The following is a 19225-nucleotide window of genomic DNA, read 5'->3' on the forward strand; positions in this document are numbered from 1 at the left end:
GGCTGTGGGACGTGGCCAGCCGCCGGCAGGTCGGCGAACCGCTCACCGGCCACCAAGGAGCGGTGTACGCGGCGGAGTTCAGCCCTGACGGGCGCCTCCTGGCCAGCGCCAGCCAGGACGGCACGGTACGGCTGTGGGACGTGGCCAGCCGCCGGCAGGTCGGCGAACCGCTCGCCCGTCACGATCATCAGGTGTACGACGTCGACTTCAGCCCGGACGGCCGGCTGATCGCCATCGCGGCGGACGATGAGATGGTGCACCTGTGGGACACGGCCACCCGTCGCCAGGCAGGCGCACCCCTGGCCGGCCGCCCGGATCACCGAATTGGCACGGTGACCTTCAGCCCCGACGGCCGGACCTTGGCCGGCGGGGGACGCGGGGGCGGTGGAGCCCTGCTGGTGTGGGACGTGGCCACCCGCCGCCCGATCGGCGCGCCCCTTCTGGGACACACCGATCGGGTCTCGGACGTGGAGTTCAGCCCCGACGGGCGCGTCCTGGCCAGCAGCGCCACCACCAGCGGTGACGCTTCCGTGCGCCTGTGGGACATGGCCACACATCGTCCGCTCGGTCCGCCTCTGCCGCCGCATGACCAGGCCGGACGGCCTACGGGCGGAGGCGGTGCGGCCGAGGCCGTGACATTCAGCCCGGACGGGCATGTCCTGGCAGGGGCGGCCACCGGTGAGGACGCGACCGTACAGCTATGGGACGCCCACACCCGCCGCGCCCTGGGGCCACCACTCACCGGGCACACCGGTGCGCTCAGCGAGCTGGAGTTCAGCCCTGACGGGCGCACGCTGGTCAGCGCCGGCGGCGATGGGCAGGTGCGGTTGTGGGACACCCTCTCGCGCCGCCCCGCGCCTCCTTTGCAGGGAGGAGCCCACGCGGGAGAGGTGGCTTTCAGCCCCGACGGCCGCCTGCTGGCCACAGCCATCACCGGCACCGTCAGCAGCAATGACCCCGCCGAGGAGCGCAACGTCCAACTGTGGGACATAGCGACCCGCCACCCGATTGGAGCACCCCTGCTGGACCACACCGAAGGGCTGGCCGACCTGGAATTCAGCCCGGACGGCCGCACCCTCGCCATCGCGAGCAGTGAAGGCACCGGCCCGGAGACCAGCGTCACCCGGAACCAGGTCCAGCTCTACGACGTGGCCACTCGACGGCCCGTAGGCGCGCCCTTCGTCGGCCATACCGGCCGACTGACCGATATCGAGTTCGCTCCCGGAGGGCGCGTCCTGGCCAGCGCGGGAGCCGACAAGACAGTGCTGCTGTGGGATACCGCCACCCGTCGTCCGATCGGCGTCCCGATCAGCGATCACGATGAGGAGGTGACCGCCGTGGCATTCGCGCCGGACGGGCGCCTGGCCACCGCCGTTTTCGACGGGACGATCAGGTTGTGGGATGTGGCCACCCACCGTCCGATCGGAGCTCCCCTGGCCGCCCACGCCGGCGCCGTCCACGCGCTGGCGTTCAGCCCGGACGGGCGCACGCTGGCCAGCGCCGGCGATGACGGCGGCATCCGGCTGTGGAACGTCGCTGTCCCCGCCGACCCCGTCGAGGCGCTCTGCACGATCGCCGGCCGTACGCGCCACACCTCACCGGCAGGGTTGACCCCGGCCGAGTGGGAGCAATACCTGCCCCGCGAGCCGGTACGCCAGATATGCCCCGCCGTAACTCCTTGAAGGGGCGAGGGTGAACCCGGGTTGGTACGAGCGGACCGGCGAGCCGTCAGCCACCACAAGCCCTGCTCCTTGAGCACCCGGGCACCGGCGGTCGACTGGCCGGCCCCCGGGCTCGGCCAGGACGAGCGCGCACCGGCCCCGGCTCGCACAACAGCGCGTCGGCCAGCTCGCACATCGCATCGGCCCGCGACTTCGGACAGGCGAAGACGTCGTTCCGGACGCGGGACAACACTCTCGAGGCCGCATCGTTCAGCGATCAGTAGCGACTCGACACCGCACTTGATCACTCAAAGCCGTCTCGCCATCGAGGCCGACATCGAAGGCGAACTCGCGCAGCTCGGCCCGACCGGATACCCGGGCCGCCGCGGGTGGGCGACACCCTGTTCTGAGCCGAGGGCCCGGCCATGGCTCGGCGGACCGGCCGAGGCGCTGGGGCGGGGTGAAATCGAGATCCGGTGGGTGGTGCTCGAGCCCTCCGGGTACACCGTGCAGAGTCCGGAACCCGGGAGACTGTCCGCGGACGCAGATCGCGCACCGATTAGGTTCCCGCGCCACGCCCGTCTGTACGTGTGAGATCGACTCACGAGAGGCTGACACGATGCGGAAACTGATCTTCGGCATGAACATGACCCTGGACGGCTACATCGCCGCGCCCGGCGACGACATCGGCTGGAGCGGGCCGCCGAGCGACGAGCTGTTCCAGTGGTGGCTCGACCGGGAGCGGGCGAGCGGCCTGACGCTGTACGGGCGCAAGCTGTGGGAGACGATGAGCTCCTCCTGGCCGACCGGCGACCAGCAGCCCAACGCCACCCCGGCGGAGATCGAGTTCGCGCGGAACTGGCGGGACACGCCGAAGGTGGTGTTCTCCTCGACGGTCGACAAGGTCGACTGGAACACCCGCCTGGTCACCGGTGACGCGGTGGCCGAGATCACCCAGCTCAAGGCCGAGGACGGCGCCCCGATGAGCATCGGCGGCCCGACGCTCGCCGGGGCGGCCATGCGGGCCGGGCTGATCGACGAGTACGCCCTGGTCACCTACCCGGTTCTGCTGGGCGGCGGCACGCCGTTCTTCACGGCGCTGGACAGCTGGGTGAACCTGACCCTCGTGGAGACGCGGACGTTTCCCGGCGGCGTGGTGCTGACTCGGTACGAGACGAGACGATGAGCACAGGCCACATGCTCGGCTCGTGAAGCCGGGTCGAAGTCCATCCTGGCATGCTCACCGTGACCCTCGGCTTTGAGGGAACATTCCCCGGCCCCGTCCTCGCGTTCCGAGTGAGCTGTTGACCGACTCGCTGGGAGATGAGGACGACAGCGTCGTTGATCAGGACGATGTTCTTCGGATGCCCCGCCGGCAACGCCGGCGGGGCAGTGGTGTTCAGCTGGTCGCGGTGCTCATTCTGCGGTGACGTCGGCGAGGGGGACTTGGCTGATCACAGTGTCGGAGGCAGGCCCAGCCACGGTTTGTCGGTGGCGTCGAATCCGGTGAGCTCGGCGATCTTCCCGTCGACGATGTGCAGGACCGCGATGTTCAACAGCCGGTACTCCGGGTCGCCGGGGGTGCGGACGTACATCGCGGTGGCAGGCATGCGGTTGACCGTCGTGGTGATACAGCGCCAGTCGTCGTGGCCGGGCTGGAAGAGCCCACCGGCGACCCAGCCGTCCACCGCGTCCTTGGCCGTCATGGTCAAGGTGCCCGACTCGGGCAGCATCGCGAAGCGCAGGTGGTCGCGCAGTAGGGACATCAGCCCGTCGAGGTCGTTGCGCTCATGGGCGTCGATATACGACTTCACCACGCCGCGCTCGTCATTCGACAGCTCGTGGGTGGCGGGCCTCCGCCAATCGAGGCGGCGGTCGGGTAGCTGCTCGCGCATCGTCACGCGCGCCCGCTGCAGTGCGCTGGTCACCGATGCGACGGTCAGATCGAGGGCGTCGGCGACCTTCGACGCCGGCCAGCCCTGGACGTCGCGCAGGATGAGCACCGCCCGCTGCCGCGGCGGCAGGTGCTGGACGGCGACGATGAACGCCAGCTCGATCGTCTCCCGCGCCACCACCGATTCCTGCGGGTCCTCGGGGAGCATCCGGTCGGGGTACGGCTGCAGGTACAGCACCTCGGAGCCGGGGTCCGGCAGCTCGGATGGTACGGGTGTGCGGTCGTTGCGCTTCTCCAGGAAGTCGAGGCAGGCGTTCGTCGCGATCCGGTACAGCCAGGTCCGCAGCGCAGCATGGCCCTTGAACGATTCCCGCTTGTTCCACGCTCGCAGGAACGTCTCCTGCGTCATGTCCTGGGCGTCCTCGTAGTTCGCGAGCATCCGGTAGCAGTGCACCTGCAGCTCACGGCGGTGGCGCTCCGTGAGGAGTGCGAACTTCGCCGTGTCGTCTGAGCGGGCCGCCGCGATGAACGTGGCCTCGTCGGCGCCGAGCAGTCTGGCGTCGGTCATGGTCATCAATCCTTCCACTGGTGTATGGGGCTACCAGAACTGACGACGTGGCGGAGGATTTCTGATCGGTGAAGCCGCTGACACCAGGCTGTCCGGTGGCGTGTTTGCCCGGCCGGTCCCGCACCCGCTCGACGAAGTCCGCGGCCTGCTGTTCAGCGTCAGCGGCTCCGGGGGCGCCTTCAGATGCGCGAGCGCCTGTTCGTGCAGCCGTGCGTCGATGGTTCTTCGCACGGGCGCCCTCGTACGCTGAGGTCATAGTGATCACGGTTCCTGTCGACGGGCCTCGGCGTGTCAGATAATCCCGCATTATCTGACAAATTGGAGGATCGCTCCGGGACGATGTCCCTGGCGGCGACGCTCTTCTACGCGCATCACCTGACAGCTGAGGGGAGCAGGGTCCCGATGGCCACCGAACGGCACCTGGCCGCCGTCGCGCAACCGCCGACCGACAGACGCCCGCCGACTGCTGCTTGAGCATCTCGCCCGGCAGGGCATCGTCGAGGACCGCAGGCCCGGGTTCGGCGGCCTCCGGCCCGTCGCCCTCGATCCGGCTGAGACCTTCCGCGGGGGCCCGGTCCTGTTTCCTGTGGGCGCTCGACTACGACGAGTCCCAGGTGGCGCTCGCGGAGGCGGTGGCCTTGGGGGAGCGGCCGTTGCGCCTCGTTCCCGACCGGCGAGGCCGTGAGCACGTGGTCAGCGGGGTCGCCGGGCTGCGCTTCCGGCGGTTCACCGCGACGGTTATCTAGGGTTGGAGGATCCTTCCAGCAGGTCAGAGGACTTGCGGAGAACGCCTCCAGGCCGTCAAGGGCGCATCGCAGCGATTCGACCTTTGGCGTTCAAGTTCTACTGGTAGGACGCGGAGCTGAACCGTGGCCCCACCCTGGCGGGGCCACGGTGGCGCGATTGTGGTTAAGCTTTGATTGGTGCGGCCGCCCTGGCGGCCAGCTCGATCTTCGCGCAGTAGGCTGCACGGGCTTCCTCGTCGATCTGCTGCTCGTGTTCGGGGCGCATCCCGGTCCGGCCGTCGAGGCCCTCGCGCAGGATATCGGCGTGCCCAGCATGCCGGTTGGCCTCGCCGAGGACATGGACCATGATGGCGAACAGGTTCGTGTTGGGATAAGGCTCCGGCCACCACGGCACGTGGCCGGGGGCGTCGAGGGGCAGCTCGTTGATCGTCGCGTCCGAGTGTTCCCACGTGCGCCGATAGAACCCGATGATCTGATCGCAGGTCTCGTCCGCGGTCGCCCACAGATCGCTGCCGTCGGAGTCCTGCCACCGGGGCAGCGGTTCCGGAGAAGGACGGTCGAAGACCTCGCCGAAGTACCTGGCCTCGACGCTGGCCACGTGTTTGACCAGGCCGAGGAGGTTGGTCCCGGTCGCTGTCAAAGGTCGGCGGGCGTCGTATTCGGACAAGCCGTCCAGTTTCCAGAGCAGCGCCTTGCGGTCCCGCCGCAGTCTCCCGTGCAGGTTGTCCTTCGCGAAATCGTCGATCATAGGTCACGATTCTGTCAGGCTGCGCCGGTGAGCTCAGGTTGCGAGCTGCCCGGCGTCGGCTCCGCCAACTATCGCCCCCACATCCCCGCAGGTCATTGTCATCATTCCGGCCGGTCTGGTCTGAGCATGTACCGGATACGTGCCCGAGTCGCGCTGCTGTCGTCTTCACGCCGCTGCTGGTCAACGACAAAGTGACGCCGGCGATGTACGCGATAACGGTCCCTATCCGGTACATCACCCCGACCCATGGTGTCCTTCTCGCGTACTCCGGCCGACCTCCAAGGTCGCCGGCCTCGATACCGTCGTCCGCAGGTCATCAAGCAGGAAAACGCTGGTCTGCTGGCGCAGATGATCGCCGATCTAAAGCCCGGCTCATCGACCGCAGGCCGACTTGAAAGACTTGAAGCTCTGCGAAGGCCCTCGCCGTCAATCAGGCGGACTCGCAGATGCAGAGTTGAAGCGGCGTATCCGCGGCAAATGGCCGGCCGGACCAGTCGCCGAAGCGCTCGACGAGCCGAAGGCCTCCGAGCGAGACGAGCAGCGGCAGCTCCTGCGGAAAGATGCTCCTGATTTCGAGCGGTGCGACGACGAAGTCGGGCTCGGAGTCAGTCGAGAGGTGCCACGTCCCGCGTGTGACTTGCGCGGGCGCATCGTAGATCTCAGCGACATCGACGCTGACGTTGCCACGGTCAGGATCCATGAACGACTCCCGGGTGCGCCGCACGCCGTCGGCTTCGGCAAGGATGTGCACGCTCGGATTGAATACATCGAAGACGAACCGTGCTCCAGGCGCCAGGTGTCTTCGAACCGACCGGAAGCAGCTCACCAGATCCTCAGCTTCATGCAGATGCAGCAGGGAATTGGCTGTGATGAACACGAAGTCGAATGTGCGGCCCAGATCGAAGGTCCGCATGTCGCCCCGCACCCATTCCACCGCTACACCGCGCTCGTTCGCCTTGCGCTGAGCCTCAGCCAGCATGTCCGACGACAAGTCCAAGCCGACGCACCGATGCCCGTCGGACGCGATGGGGATCAGCTTGTGCCCGGTGCCGCACCCGAGTTCCAATACGTGCCCGCCTTGCCGATTGGCCTCGGCCCGGTAGAAGTCGACCGCGGGCCCGCCGCCCGGGAACATGAGGTCGTACAGCCTCGCGTGCGAGTAGAACGCTTCACTCATGAAGCGCCTCCTCCTTTTCGACTTATCCGCAGTTGGCCGTGGTGGCCTGCTGATTCAAGCGTGTGCACCACAGCCGCGACAACAGCTTTACCGTCATCTACGGGCGGGCCCTTAGCCGCGTGCGTGCCTGGCTCTTCTTCGAGTTCGAGCACAGCAGGCGGGCTTGGGCTTCGACCTCTCTCTGACCTACAGGAAGAGTCCACCAACCCTAAGAACTATGGACGACGGCGCCCGTTACGGGCCGGAGTCCAGCTGAGGAGCGCGATGAGCCACGCCGCAGCGGATGCGGCTTGCCACGAAGCTGCCATGGGGGTTGCCGCGAGGTGTCAGTGGCCTCGCCACGGTTGGCCAGCAAGATCACTCAGCTGCGGCTCGGGCGTCCGAACCCCGGTGCATGGAAGATGACGATCGCCGGGAGGGACCCAGGGGGTTTCTCCAGCTCCGGCGGCGAGGAGGACGGTGCAGAGCACATGCCGACAAATCTCGGCGCTGCTGGCCGGATCGCGATCGTAGGAAAGGATGGGGGAGTGAGCCGCGTGCTCGCCCCGGCGCCGGGGCCGCCCGACATGGTGCCCTGCCCTGGCGGTGCCTCCTCTTCCAGCAGGCCGACGTGGTCGTCCTCGCCATGCAGCAGGCACTCCGCCTTCGAGCGCCGCTCACCGACTCTTGTCGACCGGGGAGCGGGGGAGCGGTCGGGTCGGCGTCCGCGCCGCCGGTGCAGGCCGTGAGTCCTGCCACGCGCCGCGGAGTGCAGCCGCATGAGATATGGCTGCTTCAAGACGAAGCCGAGCGGGTCACCGTGGTGGACGCGTGCCCGGCGGGCTGGCCCCGGCCTCAGCAGGACGGCCTGCCGCTGTCTTGGACCACGCCCGTGATCGACGGCGTGGCGTACTCGACCTAGCTTCACCACGCGCGCCTGCTGCGCTGCCAGTAGGAGCACCGGTGCCAGCGCCGCACCGCTTCCCTCGGCGAGCGGGCTGCCTGTCCCACCGCCCGAGGCGGAGAGGTTCGAGCTCGGTACACGGTGACAATCGATCTCGCCCGAAGATGGCCCCCCTGAACCCGATCGGCGAGCGGACCGACCCAACCCAGCACCCCTTGCAGCTCCACGGCTCTCTGGCCAGGTGAGCAGGTCGCGGCGTGCCGGACCTGCCCGGCGGGCGCCGTCTGCGGCAGGCTCTCGCGCGTGCCCTCCACGACACGATGGGTTCGAGGATGAGCTCGGCCGGCGCGGTGAAGGCGTGGAAGAAGAGCCGGCCGCCCGGGGTGGTCCCGTGGAGGCCAGGAGGCGAAATCCCTCCCGGCGACTCAACCACTCATTCGGAACGCCAGATGCAATACCGCTCGGACTGATCATCGGATGCCGGAGCCAAACCGCAAGAATTACGACCGAGTCCACGAATCATACGTACAGGCCTGGCTATTACTCAGCCCTGTTTAGCGCCGCGAGGATCTCATCATGAAATGCTCTCATTGCGCTACGCTCGGATCCGGTTCTTGTTTGAAATTCCCAGTCTTCCAGTTCTTGATCTGCCTCCCGTAGGCCTACTATGATCACACCAAGCTCTTTGGCGGATAGTTCGAAGCTGAAACGATCAGCGGGTAGTGGTACCGCCTTCATCCGCGTCCTTTCATCGGCACGTGATCACAGACTATGGGCCGCCACCGGCAGGGTCAGCACGTTCTTCCGCTGCGACGCCGTGAACGTCACGTCCACCGCCGCCTTGTCCAGCCCCTTGGCGGACTTGGTGCTGCCGATCGAAACCAGCGCTTCCACCCGCGTCTGCGACTCCTCCTGGCCCTCGCCCGGCACGATGATCGTGGCCACCTCGGTGACCCTTCCTGCCACGCTCCTGCCGTCCGGCAGTGTGACCTTGACCTTGGCACCCTTCCTGGCCATCCGCTGGTCCTCGGTCTCCAGCTGCACCGTGACGACCTTGGACGTGCCGGTGTAGGTCAGCACCTTCTGGCCCGGCCGGGTCGGCTGGCCCTCCTCGGCCTCCAGACTCTCCACGCGCACCCTGCCCGGGGCGAAGACGACCCGGCCCAGCTCGACCACGCCGGTCTCGTCCAGGCCGCGGTCCTCCTGCCATTCCATGACGGCCTTGTAGGTGTCGTAGGTGAACTCGTCGTCCACCGTGAAGCCGTCATAGCCGAGCCTGCGGAGGTTGCGCTCCAGGCTCTCGACGTCCTCGCCCTCCGCGCCGATCTTGAGATCCCGGTACGCGGGCGTGCTCCCGTACAGGAGCATGACCGGCTCACCGCCGTGGTCACCGGGCCGTAGCCGAGCTCGCCGTCGGCGTCCCTGGTGTTGTTCAGCGTCTGCCGGTTCACCGTGCTCGTGGCCGGGGGCAGGGCGGTCGCCGAACGGGTCGGGCCGGCACCGCCTTGAAGCAGGCCCGCGCTGTTGATGAACCCGCCGCCCGCCAGCGCCGCCACGGCCAGCAGCCCGGCCACCGGCCGGCCCTTGCCCCGGCGGCGCTGGCGAGGAGGCATGGTCTCCGGCTCCGCCTTGCCGTCGATGGTGGCCCTGTCCACCACCGGCCCCATCAAGAACCTCCCGGGCTGGCGGCAGCCGACTCCTGCTGGCACTTCTCCTCCGCGGCCTTGAAGTCGGGGTCCTCGCCGGCCTCCTTGCTCAAACGCATCATGCTGCCCTCGGGGTCGGGGTAGCTCTCGACGCCGTTGTCACGCATGCACTGGGCGAGCTTGCGCAGGTTCTCGGCCATCTGGGGGTCGTTGCGGATCTCCTGCCCGCCGCTGGGGGCGTACTGCCTGCACGCTTCCTGAGCGGCCTGGACCTTCTCCTGGGGCGCGTCGAACGTCATCGCCATCTTGCCGCCGGCATCGGGGTCCGGCATGTCGGCGCCGTTCTCACGCATGCACTGAGCGAACTTCAGCGCCTTCTCCTGCGAGTCCGTGCCCGGCTGGGCACTGGCCGCGGTCTTGTCGCCGGTGCCGCCGTTCACCGACGCCACGTCCGAGCCTCCCCCGTCACCGGAACCGCAGCCGGTCAAGACCAGGGTGAGCGCGAACGGTGCTGTGACCAGCGCGCTGAATACTCGTCGTCGCATGAGACATCTCCTCCATCGAATGAACGCCCGTTCGAGCGGAGATCAATATGGCAACGCCCACATATGGAAGGGGTATGGTCCGCCGATCGGCCATCAATAGGTGCCGGCCGGTAGATGTGGTCACCCTCGAAATTCCGTAGCGAGAGGTGCACATCGATGAGGCGTGGAAGAACGCTGGGCATGGCCGGGCTGGCGTGCGCGGTGCTGGTGTTGAGCGCCCCGGCACCCGCGGCCGCCGCCGACGGGGTCAGGCTGGGAGACGTCCAGCAGGCGATCAGGAGCCTGGCCAGGACCGATGGCGTGGTGGGAGCCATCGGCGAGGTGTACGTCGACGGCAAGCGGGTGGGCCGGGGGACGGCGGGGTCGCGCCTGCTCGGTGGCAAGGGCGGGCGCATCCCCTCGGAATCGCGTTACCGCATCGCGTCCCAGACCAAGCTGATGGAGGCCACAGTCGTCCTGCAACTGGTGGGGGAGGGCAAGCTCAGCCTGGACGACAAGCTCAGTGACCTCCTGCCCGGGGCATACGGGGATGCGGCCGAGAAGATCACCGTGCGGGATCTGATTCGGCACACTTCGGGCATTCCCGACTTCGCCGAGAGTGGGAAGTTCGACGTCTTCGACTTCACCACGGCCTACAAGCCGATCGACCTGGTGCAGGCCGCGCGTGACCTGCCCCAGGGCGAGCCGGGGCAGTACCGCTACTCCACCACCAACTACGTCCTCCTCGGCATGATCATCGAGAAGGTGACCGGCCACGACCGGGCCGCCGAGTTCAGGCGGCGGCTGTTCGCCCCGCTCGGCATGAAGCACACCTATCTGCCCACCAAGATCTCCGACCAGATCAAGGGCCCGCACGGACACGGGTACACCCCTGACGGCAAGGGCGTGCCGCGCGACGTCGACCGGCTCAACGCCACGAGCTGGGGCGTCGAAGGAGCCATCTCCACCGCCCACGACGTCAGCGCCTTCTACCGCGCGCTCAGCCAGGGCAAGCTGGTCCCCGCGGGCCTGGAACGACAGCTGCCGCGGCCCTTCCCCAACCTGTGCGGCGGAACGGTCTCCTCGGCCTCCGGCGGCCTGCCCGGCATCAGCTCCACCACCTTCTCCTCGGCCGACGGCCGGATCCAGTTCGCGGTGGCCGCCACCTTGAAGATCGACAACGAGAAGGCGATGGCCGTCGGCGACGCCACCATCAAGGCCGCCGAAGCCGTGCTCTGCCCCGGCCAGTGACCAGCGCCGTCCGTCCCTGAAGGGCTCGACGCCGTCGGCCTTCGTCACCGCGGCGGAACCTCCTCACATGTCCCGACCAAGAAACGGATCATCATCGTGAAACGCTGGACCAGGGCAACCCTCGGCGTGCTGGGTTGTGTGATGGCGAGCACCGCCATACCGGGCGTCGCTGTCGCTGACCAGGCCGATCCGGCCGTCGTCTGGAAGGATTGCCCGTCCTACTCCGATGCGGCGATCGTCAGCATGGGCTATCCCAAGGAGCAGATCACGGCGTTCCGCACCCGGCTGGAGCGCCTGGAGTGCGGGACGGTGAGCGTCCCCCTGGACTACAGCCGCCCGGACGGCCGGAAGATCACCATCGCGATCACCCGGCTGGCCGCCACGGACCTGGAGCACCGGCTCGGCGCTCTCGCGGTCGCCCCGGGCGGGCCGGGCCAGCCCGGATACCTCGATCCCCTGAGGGTCACGCTCAGCAACAAGGAGAACGCGCGGCTGAACGACCGATTCGACCTCATCGGCTTCGATCCCCGCGGCGTGAACTACAGCACCAAGGTCGACTGCACGGGCTCAGGTCAGATGGGCGGGAGCCCCGGACCGCTGACGAAGGAGGCGGCCAAGCGGAGCTACGACGCCGAGGCAGCCGGCAACAAAGCCTGCGGGCAGAGCGATTCCGCCTTCCTCGGCCAGCTCACCACCATGAACGTGGCCCGCGACCTGAACCTGGTGCGAGCCGCGCTGGACCAGCCGAAGCTCAACCTGCTCGGCGTGTCCTACGGCACCTGGCTCGGCGCGGTCTACCGCAGCCTCTTCCCCGAGCAGACCGGCCGCGTCTTCCTCGACAGCGTGGCCGGCCCGGGCAACAGTCTCGCCAAGCACGAAGAGGCACGCGTCCAGGCCACCGAACGCAACTTCCGGCGCTTCGCCGCCTGGCTCGCCCGCTATCACAAGACCTTCGGGCTCGGCAGCACCGTGCGGCAGGTACGCGCCTCGGTCCTGAAACTCGGCCGTGACTACGACGAGCACCCCAAGACCTTCACCGACCTGAGGATGCCCATCGACGGCGGCTCGATCGCCGGGCTGGCCGCGAAGACCTCACGCGAGTGGCCGCAGGCGGGCAAGGCGCTGGCCGCGTTGCGGAAGGCCACCGGCAGCACCGCGCCGCCCGCAGTCAAGGAGGCTTTCAACGCCCAGCAGCCCGCGCCCGCCCCCGGCGCGACCGAGTGGGTCAACATGACGATGAACCGTGCGGTGAAGTGCAACGAGGACCACAGCCGGCGCAGCTTCCCCGCCGCCTGGTCGGCCTACCAGAAGCTCCTCAAGCGCAACCCGGTCACCGGCCGGGCCTCCTACTTCGGCGCCGGCTGCGCCGGCTGGCCGCTGCCGGCCCAGACGACCCGGCTGCGCCACGGCGACGGGTCGCTGGTGCTGGCCGGGCACCGCTACGAGTTCATGTCCACCTACGAGTACGCGGCGCAGATGCAGGCCGAGATCGGCGGCAAGATCTACACCGTCGACGACGACGCGCACTCCTCCGCACTCCGCGAATGCGCCGCCGACGTGGTCGCCTACTTCACCACCGGCCGGATCGACCGGGGCTGCCCCGGCGCCAGAGTGCCGACACCATGATCCGCGCTTCCTCTCCGTGCGCGCTTCAACGCGGCTGGCTGGTGGGGTGTGCCGGCTGGGTGGCCGCCAGGCTGGCCAGGAGCTTGAGCCGCTCTTCGGAGGTGCTGCCCGGTTCGGCGGTGTAGATGGTGAGGCCGTACACCGTCCGGCTGGACACGGGCAGGTCGAGAGACTGGTAGGTCAGCTCCAGGTCGCCGACCTGCGGGTGCCACAGCCGCTTGCCGCCATCGTGGCGGATACGCACGTCGTGGACGGCCCACTGGCTGCGGAACTCGGTGCTGAGCGTGGACAGCTCACCGACGAGGTCGCGCAGGGCCCGGTCATGGGGCTCGCGTCCGGCCTCGGCGCGCAGCAGCGCGGCGCTGACGACGGCGGCCTCGTCCCAGTCGACGAAGAACTGCTGGGAGCCCGGGTCGAGGAAGACGTAGCGGGCGATGTTGGCGCGGCCGTGCCGCGTGGTGGCAGGGCTGTCGAAGACGGGCGCGAGCAGGGCCCGGGCCAGCGCATTGCAGGTGACGATGTCGGTGCGGCCGTTGCGTACCCATGCCGCCGACATCGTCATGGAGTCCAGCAGCCACTGGACCCGCGGCGGGACGTGGACGTCCTTGCGGCGCGATGGCGCGCGGCGAGCGGGCCGGGCGGCGTGGGCCAGGTCGAACAGGTAGGTGCGTTCGTCCTGGTCCAGGCGCAGGGCCTGGGCCACCGCGTCGAGCACCTCTTCGGACACGCCGCTGATGTGGCCCTTCTCCAGCCGGGTGTACCACTCGGTGCTCACGCCGGCCAGCACCGCGACCTCTTCGCGCCGCAGCCCGGGGACCCGGCGCCGGCCGCTGGTGGGCAGCCCGACCTGCTCGGGGGTGAGCTTGGCGCGCCGGGTGGCCAGGAAGTCCCGGATCTGGGCGCGGTGGTCGAGCCGGTGGTCCATGCCTCCACGGTAGCCGCAGGGTTCGCGCAGGTGCCGGCGGTAAGGGGGTTGAGCTTGTCCCCCCTATAAACACGCTCTGCATCGCGCGCGGCCAGGCGGGTTTCCTGGGATCAGCACGTTGGACCCGGCTCTGCGATGCGGAGACGGCCGACCAAGCAATGGAGACATGACATGACGAGCAAGACACTGGCAGTGCCGGCGGTGGCGCTTGGCACGTGGGCCTGGGGAGACAGCGGTGAGGTGGGCGACGGCTATTTCGGCAGTCAGCTGACCGAGTCCGGCCTGCGAAAGGTCGTTGAGAAGGCGCATGCCAACGGCTTCACCCTGTGGGACACCGCCGTGGTGTACGGCATGGGCCGCTCGGAGGCGGTCCTCGCCCAGGCGCTGAAGGGCTACGACCGCAGCGAGTACCAGCTGTCGACGAAGTTCACCCCGCAGATCGCGGGCGACGGTGAAGATCCGGTCGCGGACATGCTGGAGCAGAGCCTCGACCGACTCGGTACGGACTATGTGGATCTCTACTGGATCCACAACCCTGCCGACGTGGCACGATGGACGCCGCTTCTGATCCCGCTGCTGAAGAGCGGCAAGATCAGGCATGTGGGCGTCTCGAACCACAACCTCGAGGAGATCGCTCTTGCCGATCAGATCCTCGGCGAGGCCGGCTTCCGGGTGGAGGCGGTCCAGAACCACTACAGCCTCCTGTACCGGAGCTCTGAGCGCGCGGGAATCCTCGACCACTGCCGCGAGCACGACGTGCGGTTCCTCTCCTACATGGTCCTCGAACAAGGGGCGCTGACCGGCACGTACAGCCCGGCCAACCCGTTGCCTGAAGGCAGTAGCCGGGCGGTGGCGTACAACGGCATCCTGCCCCAGTTGCAGGCGCTGACCGACAGGATGGGGGAGATCGGCGAGGACCGAGGCGGATCCGCCGCTGATGTCGCCACGGCCTGGGCCATCGCCAAGGGGACCACCCCGATCGTCGGGGTCACGAAGGCCGGTTACATCGACGGATTGGTCCGAGCTCGCGGCATCGATCTCGCCGGCGAGGAGATCGCGGAGCTGGAAGCGCTGGCGGATGCCGCGGACGTCGACACGCGGGGCAGCTGGGAGCACGAGATGTTCAAGGCACCTGCGTAGAGCGGCCTGATCACGAGCGACCCGTTTCTGATGACCGCGCCTCACCCGTCACAGAGCACGGGCTCACGACAGGAAGATCGAACGCGGAGCTCTCCCTTCACACGGCGGGCGGCCATTGCCCGCCCTTGACGGCCCCATGCGCTCCGGTCGCGGGCACCCGCTCCGGCCCAGATCGCGGCCTTGGCCGGATGGTCAGACGTTCTGCTGTTCCGCGAGTCGATCGCGCTGGCGCTGGCCGTACGCCGCCTTGCGCACGGTCCCGTCGTCCTCGAGGCCGGAGCCGAAAGCGCCACCCACCATCGCGCTGGAGGTGAGGAACCAGGCCAGCGCCAGGTAGTCGGTGACGCCCGGTCGATGGTTCAGCGTCTCCGAGAGGGGGGCGGGGACCAGCACGAGCGCGCCGACTCCGGTGAGCACCACGAACAGCACCGCATACAGGCAGAGCACGCCCAGCGTGATGGTGATCAGGGTGGCGGTGTTGTAGAGGTGGGCGCGGGCCTTGTGCACCCTGCCGTCGGGACGCTCCCACAACTCGTGGTCGACGATGATCCACGCGGCGAGGGCGAGGATGGACAGCACCATGATCAGCGACTGCCGCCAGGTGTCCAGCGCGATGGAGAGCTGCCAGGCGGTGTCGTTGATCACGCCGAACGCTGCGGTGGCGAACACGCCTGCCAGCGCCCGCGACAACGAGGTGAACAGCCGCCACGGGCGGTTGGCCCGCACCATGCCGGCGAGCAGGCGCGCCCGCCCGCGCAGCCCGGGAATGACGTAGCGATCGGGGACGCCCTGGCCGGGCTTGACGTCTCCTTCCATCCTGCGGCCGATCACGGGGACGTGGTCACCGCCCGTGGGTGGGAGGACTAGCTGGCTGACGACGTTCACCACGGCCTCCAAGGTCCGGTCGACCAGGTGAAAGGTGCCGAGAGCGGGCAACGACAGCAGGGCGACGCGGTCGCTGGTGCTGACCTCCGCGCTCACCGCGTCCAGGCCTTGCCGGCGAGGGAGGTCGGTGAGGAATACCGCGACGTCCCAGCCGGACTCGGGCAGGTGCGGGCGGACAGCGGTGAGCATGGCCGAGATGTCGACCTGCTCCTCCGCCGCCAGGGGAGCGGTGTGCGCCTGCACCTGGCAGTCGAAGTTTGGGCCGAGCCGCTTCCGCAATCGGCCGGGCAGGTCGCGCGCCACCCTCATGGCCAGTTCGGTGGGCAGGTCAGGATCGGCGACCAGGGCGATGCGCATGTCCAGGCCCTACCCTGATCGGCTCGCCCTGACCAGGGGTTACTGGCTCAGGTCGGTGACGAGGTTGATGGCCACGGCCAGGATGCCGGTGCTGAAGAAGTAGGACAGCAGGGCGTGCGCGAGGGCGACCTTGCGGATGTGCGTGCTGACCACATGGTTGTCGGTGACGCCGAAGGTCACGCCGATCGTGAACGCGAGGTAGGCGAAGTCGCTGTACGCCGGCGGATCCTCCTGCCTGAAGTCGATGCCGCCGTCCTCGTCCACGTAGTAGAGCCTGGCGTACTTGAAGGCGAACACCGTGTTCACCAGGCCCCACGACACCACGACGGTCACCATGCTCAGGATGACCAGAGGCGTCGTCAGCGGGGTGCGGCTGGCGGTGCGGACCAGGGCGAGCGCGACCGCCCCCAGGCTGGCGACCGCGCCGATCAGCACGCCGGTGTCGGTGGAGCGGGCGTCGCCCTCCTCCTTGGCCAACCGCTTGGTGTCATGGTGGTCCTTGGGCCAGCTGATCAGCCACACCCAGGCCAGGCCCACCGTCGCGGCCACACCCCAGCCAAGCAGCGGCGACAACTCCGGGACCCCGAGCCGCCAGGCGCCGGCGGCCACGACGGCCCCGGCCCCTAGAGACGTCAGCACGCGGCGCACCGACATGACGCGCTCCGCCGCGCGTCTCCTGGACGCAGATCTCACCGTGCCAGCATCCCAACGGGTGCCCGCGGGCACGGTACCCCGGCCGGTGTGTCGCCGATCGGAGATCAGGCAGATGGTCAGGGCAGAATCGAGGCCAGGTCCTTCGACATGGTGGACTTCATCTTCGCCCACTCGCCGTCGGCAATGTGCCTCCCGAGTGCTTGCAAAACTTTCATGACGAGGCTCTCCCCGCTCTCTGATGTTCGTCGGCGTGCACACGGTTGTGGTCCATCGAGGCAGGTCTGCCGTGGCGATGACTACCCGCCTGGGGGATGTGGCCGCGAAAGGCATGGGCGAGGTTCGGAATGTAGGGAACGTCGTTCAGGCGGCATCGGGAGATCCAGATGGCGCCGCTCACAGTGCTCCGGTCCGCGGGATCGAAGACGTCCACGACAGGCTGGGCAGCGGCGCGAACAAGGACCAGATCGACCTCCAGCCCTGGGAGCGGGAGCTGATCGTCACTGGACAGGACTTCATCTCCGTAAGAGCCCTCGTCGCCGGCAAATACGAGGTCCTCATCGAGCCGGAGCACGCGGCCAGAGCCCATGAACTGCTCCGAGGAATGACCGGATAGAGCCCGAAAGGCGCAAGAGGGGAAGCGAGAGATGGCGAAGGCAGTCGGTATCGATCTCGGTACGACGAACTCGGTGATCGCGGCCACGGTGGACGGACACCCCACGGTGCTGCCCAACGCGGAAGGCTCGCGGACGACGCCTTCCGTGGTGGCGTTCACCGACCAGGGCGAACGGCTGGTCGGCCAGCTGGCCCGCCGCCAGGCCATACTCAACCCGAAAGGAACGATCTATTCCGCCAAACGCTTCATCGGCCGCCGCTTCGACGAGGTCAAGAGCGAGATCCACGCCGTCTCTTTCGACGTGGTGGAGGGGCCCCAGGGAGCCGTGCGTTTCCAGGTCGGTGACAAGCAGTACGCGCCGGAGGAGGTCTCGGCCCTCGTCCTGCGCAAGCTCGTCGCCGACGCGGCCAAATACTTGGGTGAGAAGGTGACCGAGGCGGTCATCACCGTGCCGGCGTACTTCAACGACGCCCAGCGCCAGGCGACCAAGGACGCAGGGCGCATCGCGGGGCTCGAGGTGCTGCGGATCATCAACGAGCCGACGGCGGCGGCGCTCGCGTACGGGCTGGACAAGAAGTCCAACGAGACCGTGCTGGTCTTCGACCTGGGCGGCGGCACCTTCGACGTCAGCATCCTGGACATCGGTGAAGGCGTGGTCGAGGTCCGCGCCACCTCAGGGGACGGGCATCTCGGCGGCGACGACTTCGACCGCCGGATCGTCGACCATCTGGCCGACGAGTTCCAGCGGGACCAGGGCATCGACCTGCGCAACGACCCGCAGGCCCTGCAGCGCCTGTTCGAGGCGGCGGAGAAGGCCAAGGTCGAGCTCTCGGAGGTCACCCAGACCACGATCAGCCTGCCGTTCGTCACCGCGGACGCCTCGGGGCCGAAGCACCTCAACACCACGCTCATGCGCTCCACGTTCGAACAGATCACGGCAGACCTGGTCGAGCGCTGCGTCACTCCCGTCAAGCAGGCGATGGAGGACGCCAAGCTCAGGCCCGCGGACATCGACGAGGTGATCCTCGTCGGCGGGTCGACCCGGATGCCCGCCGTGCAGAATCTCGTGCGCCGGCTCACCGACGGCAAGGACCCCAACATGACGGTGAACCCCGACGAGGTCGTCGCCATCGGCGCGGCGGTCCAGGCCGGGATCATCAAGGGCGAGGTGCAGGACGTCGTCCTGCTCGACGTCACGCCTCTGTCGCTGGGTGTCGAGACCCTCGGCGGCCTGATGACCAAGGTCATCGAGCGCAACACGACGATCCCGGCGCGCCGTACCGAGACCTTCAGCACGGCCGAGGACAACCAGAGCGCCGTCGACATCGTCATCCTGCAAGGGGAGCGCGAGCGCGCCGCCGACAACCGGGTGCTCGGGCGCTTCCGGCTGGAGAACATCCGGCCCGCGCCGCGGGGGGTGCCGCAGATCGAGGTCACCTTCGACATCGACGCCAACGGCATCCTCAACGTCTCCGCCCGGGACAAGGACACCGGTGCCGAGCAGCGGATCACCATCAGCGAGAGCTCCAACCTGGACAAGCCGGAGATCGAGCGGATGGTCGCCGACGCCGAGCAGCACCGTACGGAGGACCTCAGGCTCCGGGAGGCCATCGACGCGCGCAACGAGCTGGACTCGGTCGCCTACCAGGTGGAACGCCGTCTGGGGGAGCTCGGCGACGCCGTGCCCGTGCACGAGAAGGCGCGAGCGGAACAGCTCATCCAGGACGCCAGGCAGGCGATCAAGGAAGAGGCGCCGGTGGACCGGCTGCGCACGCTCAGCGGCGAGCTGCAGCAGGTCTATCACGGACTCGGGGCCGCCGCGGGCGGCGGGCCGAGCGTGCCGCCGCAGGGCAGAACGGAACAAGCCCCCAGCGGCAGTGACGAGGACGTGATCGACGCCGAATTCACGACCTCGGAGCCCGAGTGA

16 protein-coding genes are annotated in these 19225 nt (G+C 68.4%); 8 read left to right on the forward strand and 8 right to left on the reverse strand.

Annotated features, from left to right (window positions below; genetic code table 11):
- Together ETD85_RS28080 and ETD85_RS28085 are read left to right on the forward strand one after the other, a co-directional pair.
- Positions 1-1682 (forward strand): WD40 repeat domain-containing protein (locus tag ETD85_RS28080; protein ID WP_206058648.1); only part of this gene is annotated, 1682 nt, incomplete at its 5' end.
- A gap of 598 nt (positions 1683-2280) precedes the next feature.
- A complete protein-coding gene (locus ETD85_RS28085; RefSeq protein WP_138692788.1) occupies positions 2281-2847 on the forward strand; it encodes a dihydrofolate reductase family protein in 567 nt (188 codons plus the stop codon).
- 268 nt (positions 2848-3115) lie between these two features.
- Here the strand turns inward: ETD85_RS28085 and ETD85_RS28090 are convergent, their stop codons facing one another.
- On the reverse strand, positions 3116-4123 hold the full coding sequence (locus ETD85_RS28090; protein WP_138692789.1) for an RNA polymerase subunit sigma-70: 1008 nt from the start codon (positions 4121-4123) through the stop codon (positions 3116-3118).
- Positions 4124-4593: 470 nt separating this feature from the next.
- Between ETD85_RS28090 and ETD85_RS28095 the strand changes: the two genes are divergently transcribed.
- A complete protein-coding gene (locus tag ETD85_RS28095) occupies positions 4594-4869 on the forward strand; it encodes a hypothetical protein (RefSeq protein WP_138692790.1) in 276 nt (91 codons plus the stop codon).
- Between the two features lie 163 nt (positions 4870-5032).
- Here the strand turns inward: ETD85_RS28095 and ETD85_RS28100 are convergent, their stop codons facing one another.
- The 4 genes from ETD85_RS28100 to ETD85_RS28115 all read right to left on the reverse strand — a co-directional run bounded on the left by ETD85_RS28100 (position 5033) and on the right by ETD85_RS28115 (position 9868).
- Positions 5033-5617, reverse strand: a complete 585-nt coding sequence (locus ETD85_RS28100; RefSeq protein ID WP_138692791.1) for a DinB family protein — start codon at positions 5615-5617, stop codon at positions 5033-5035.
- 430 nt (positions 5618-6047) lie between these two features.
- Positions 6048-6794: a class I SAM-dependent methyltransferase gene (locus ETD85_RS28105; protein ID WP_138692792.1), complete on the reverse strand. Its 747-nt coding sequence runs from the start codon at positions 6792-6794 to the stop codon at positions 6048-6050.
- A gap of 1645 nt (positions 6795-8439) precedes the next feature.
- A complete protein-coding gene (locus ETD85_RS28110) occupies positions 8440-9045 on the reverse strand; it encodes a peptidoglycan-binding protein (protein WP_240779468.1) in 606 nt (201 codons plus the stop codon).
- Positions 9046-9343: 298 nt separating this feature from the next.
- On the reverse strand, positions 9344-9868 hold the full coding sequence (locus ETD85_RS28115; RefSeq protein WP_138692793.1) for a hypothetical protein: 525 nt from the start codon (positions 9866-9868) through the stop codon (positions 9344-9346).
- A 156-nt stretch (positions 9869-10024) separates the two neighbouring features.
- Here ETD85_RS28115 and ETD85_RS28120 point away from each other — a divergent pair, with 156 nt between their 5' ends.
- Positions 10025-11098 (forward strand): serine hydrolase domain-containing protein, encoded by a 1074-nt coding sequence (locus ETD85_RS28120; protein WP_170246875.1) that lies wholly within the window; start codon positions 10025-10027, stop codon positions 11096-11098.
- 96 nt (positions 11099-11194) lie between these two features.
- Positions 11195-12724: an alpha/beta fold hydrolase gene (locus ETD85_RS28125; protein WP_138692795.1), complete on the forward strand. Its 1530-nt coding sequence runs from the start codon at positions 11195-11197 to the stop codon at positions 12722-12724.
- A gap of 25 nt (positions 12725-12749) precedes the next feature.
- On the opposite strand, the gene ETD85_RS28130 is transcribed toward ETD85_RS28125, so the two are convergent.
- Positions 12750-13649, reverse strand: a complete 900-nt coding sequence (locus ETD85_RS28130) for a helix-turn-helix transcriptional regulator (protein ID WP_138692796.1) — start codon at positions 13647-13649, stop codon at positions 12750-12752.
- A 171-nt stretch (positions 13650-13820) separates the two neighbouring features.
- On the opposite strand from ETD85_RS28130, the gene ETD85_RS28135 reads away from it, so the two are divergent.
- Entirely contained in the window at positions 13821-14789 is a 969-nt protein-coding gene (locus ETD85_RS28135; RefSeq protein WP_138692797.1) for an aldo/keto reductase, read from the forward strand.
- A gap of 192 nt (positions 14790-14981) precedes the next feature.
- On the opposite strand, the gene ETD85_RS28140 is transcribed toward ETD85_RS28135, so the two are convergent.
- Together ETD85_RS28140 and ETD85_RS28145 are read right to left on the reverse strand one after the other, a co-directional pair.
- Positions 14982-16031: a hypothetical protein gene (locus tag ETD85_RS28140; RefSeq protein ID WP_138692798.1), complete on the reverse strand. Its 1050-nt coding sequence runs from the start codon at positions 16029-16031 to the stop codon at positions 14982-14984.
- A gap of 39 nt (positions 16032-16070) precedes the next feature.
- The gene (locus ETD85_RS28145; RefSeq protein WP_138692799.1) at positions 16071-16685 is read right to left on the reverse strand and encodes a DUF1345 domain-containing protein; all 615 of its coding nucleotides are present in this window, start codon (positions 16683-16685) and stop codon (positions 16071-16073) included.
- A 238-nt stretch (positions 16686-16923) separates the two neighbouring features.
- Here ETD85_RS28145 and ETD85_RS28150 point away from each other — a divergent pair, with 238 nt between their 5' ends.
- Together ETD85_RS28150 and dnaK are read left to right on the forward strand one after the other, a co-directional pair.
- Positions 16924-17298: a hypothetical protein gene (locus ETD85_RS28150; protein ID WP_138692800.1), complete on the forward strand. Its 375-nt coding sequence runs from the start codon at positions 16924-16926 to the stop codon at positions 17296-17298.
- A gap of 31 nt (positions 17299-17329) precedes the next feature.
- Complete coding sequence (dnaK, locus tag ETD85_RS28155) at positions 17330-19225, forward strand: molecular chaperone DnaK (RefSeq protein WP_138692801.1); 1896 nt, start codon at positions 17330-17332, stop codon at positions 19223-19225.

Source organism: Nonomuraea zeae, assembly GCF_005889725.1.
Taxonomy (GTDB): Bacteria; Actinomycetota; Actinomycetes; order Streptosporangiales; family Streptosporangiaceae; genus Nonomuraea; species Nonomuraea zeae.

Excerpts from the sequence above, each read along its gene's own strand:
- ETD85_RS28140 (WP_138692798.1), bottom strand. The coding sequence starts at position 16,031 with ATGCGCATCGCCCTGGTCGCCGATCCTGACCTGCCCACCGAACTGGCC.
- dnaK (WP_138692801.1), top strand. The coding sequence starts at position 17,330 with ATGGCGAAGGCAGTCGGTATCGATCTCGGTACGACGAACTCGGTGATC.
- ETD85_RS28110 (WP_240779468.1), bottom strand. The coding sequence starts at position 9,045 with ATGCTCCTGTACGGGAGCACGCCCGCGTACCGGGATCTCAAGATCGGC.
- ETD85_RS28105 (WP_138692792.1), bottom strand. The coding sequence starts at position 6,794 with ATGAGTGAAGCGTTCTACTCGCACGCGAGGCTGTACGACCTCATGTTC.
- ETD85_RS28115 (WP_138692793.1), bottom strand. The coding sequence starts at position 9,868 with ATGCGACGACGAGTATTCAGCGCGCTGGTCACAGCACCGTTCGCGCTC.
- ETD85_RS28090 (WP_138692789.1), bottom strand. The coding sequence starts at position 4,123 with ATGACCGACGCCAGACTGCTCGGCGCCGACGAGGCCACGTTCATCGCG.
- ETD85_RS28120 (WP_170246875.1), top strand. The coding sequence starts at position 10,025 with ATGAGGCGTGGAAGAACGCTGGGCATGGCCGGGCTGGCGTGCGCGGTG.
- ETD85_RS28085 (WP_138692788.1), top strand. The coding sequence starts at position 2,281 with ATGCGGAAACTGATCTTCGGCATGAACATGACCCTGGACGGCTACATC.
- ETD85_RS28100 (WP_138692791.1), bottom strand. The coding sequence starts at position 5,617 with ATGATCGACGATTTCGCGAAGGACAACCTGCACGGGAGACTGCGGCGG.
- ETD85_RS28145 (WP_138692799.1), bottom strand. The coding sequence starts at position 16,685 with ATGTCGGTGCGCCGCGTGCTGACGTCTCTAGGGGCCGGGGCCGTCGTG.
- ETD85_RS28150 (WP_138692800.1), top strand. The coding sequence starts at position 16,924 with ATGTTCGTCGGCGTGCACACGGTTGTGGTCCATCGAGGCAGGTCTGCC.
- ETD85_RS28135 (WP_138692797.1), top strand. The coding sequence starts at position 13,821 with ATGACGAGCAAGACACTGGCAGTGCCGGCGGTGGCGCTTGGCACGTGG.
- ETD85_RS28130 (WP_138692796.1), bottom strand. The coding sequence starts at position 13,649 with ATGGACCACCGGCTCGACCACCGCGCCCAGATCCGGGACTTCCTGGCC.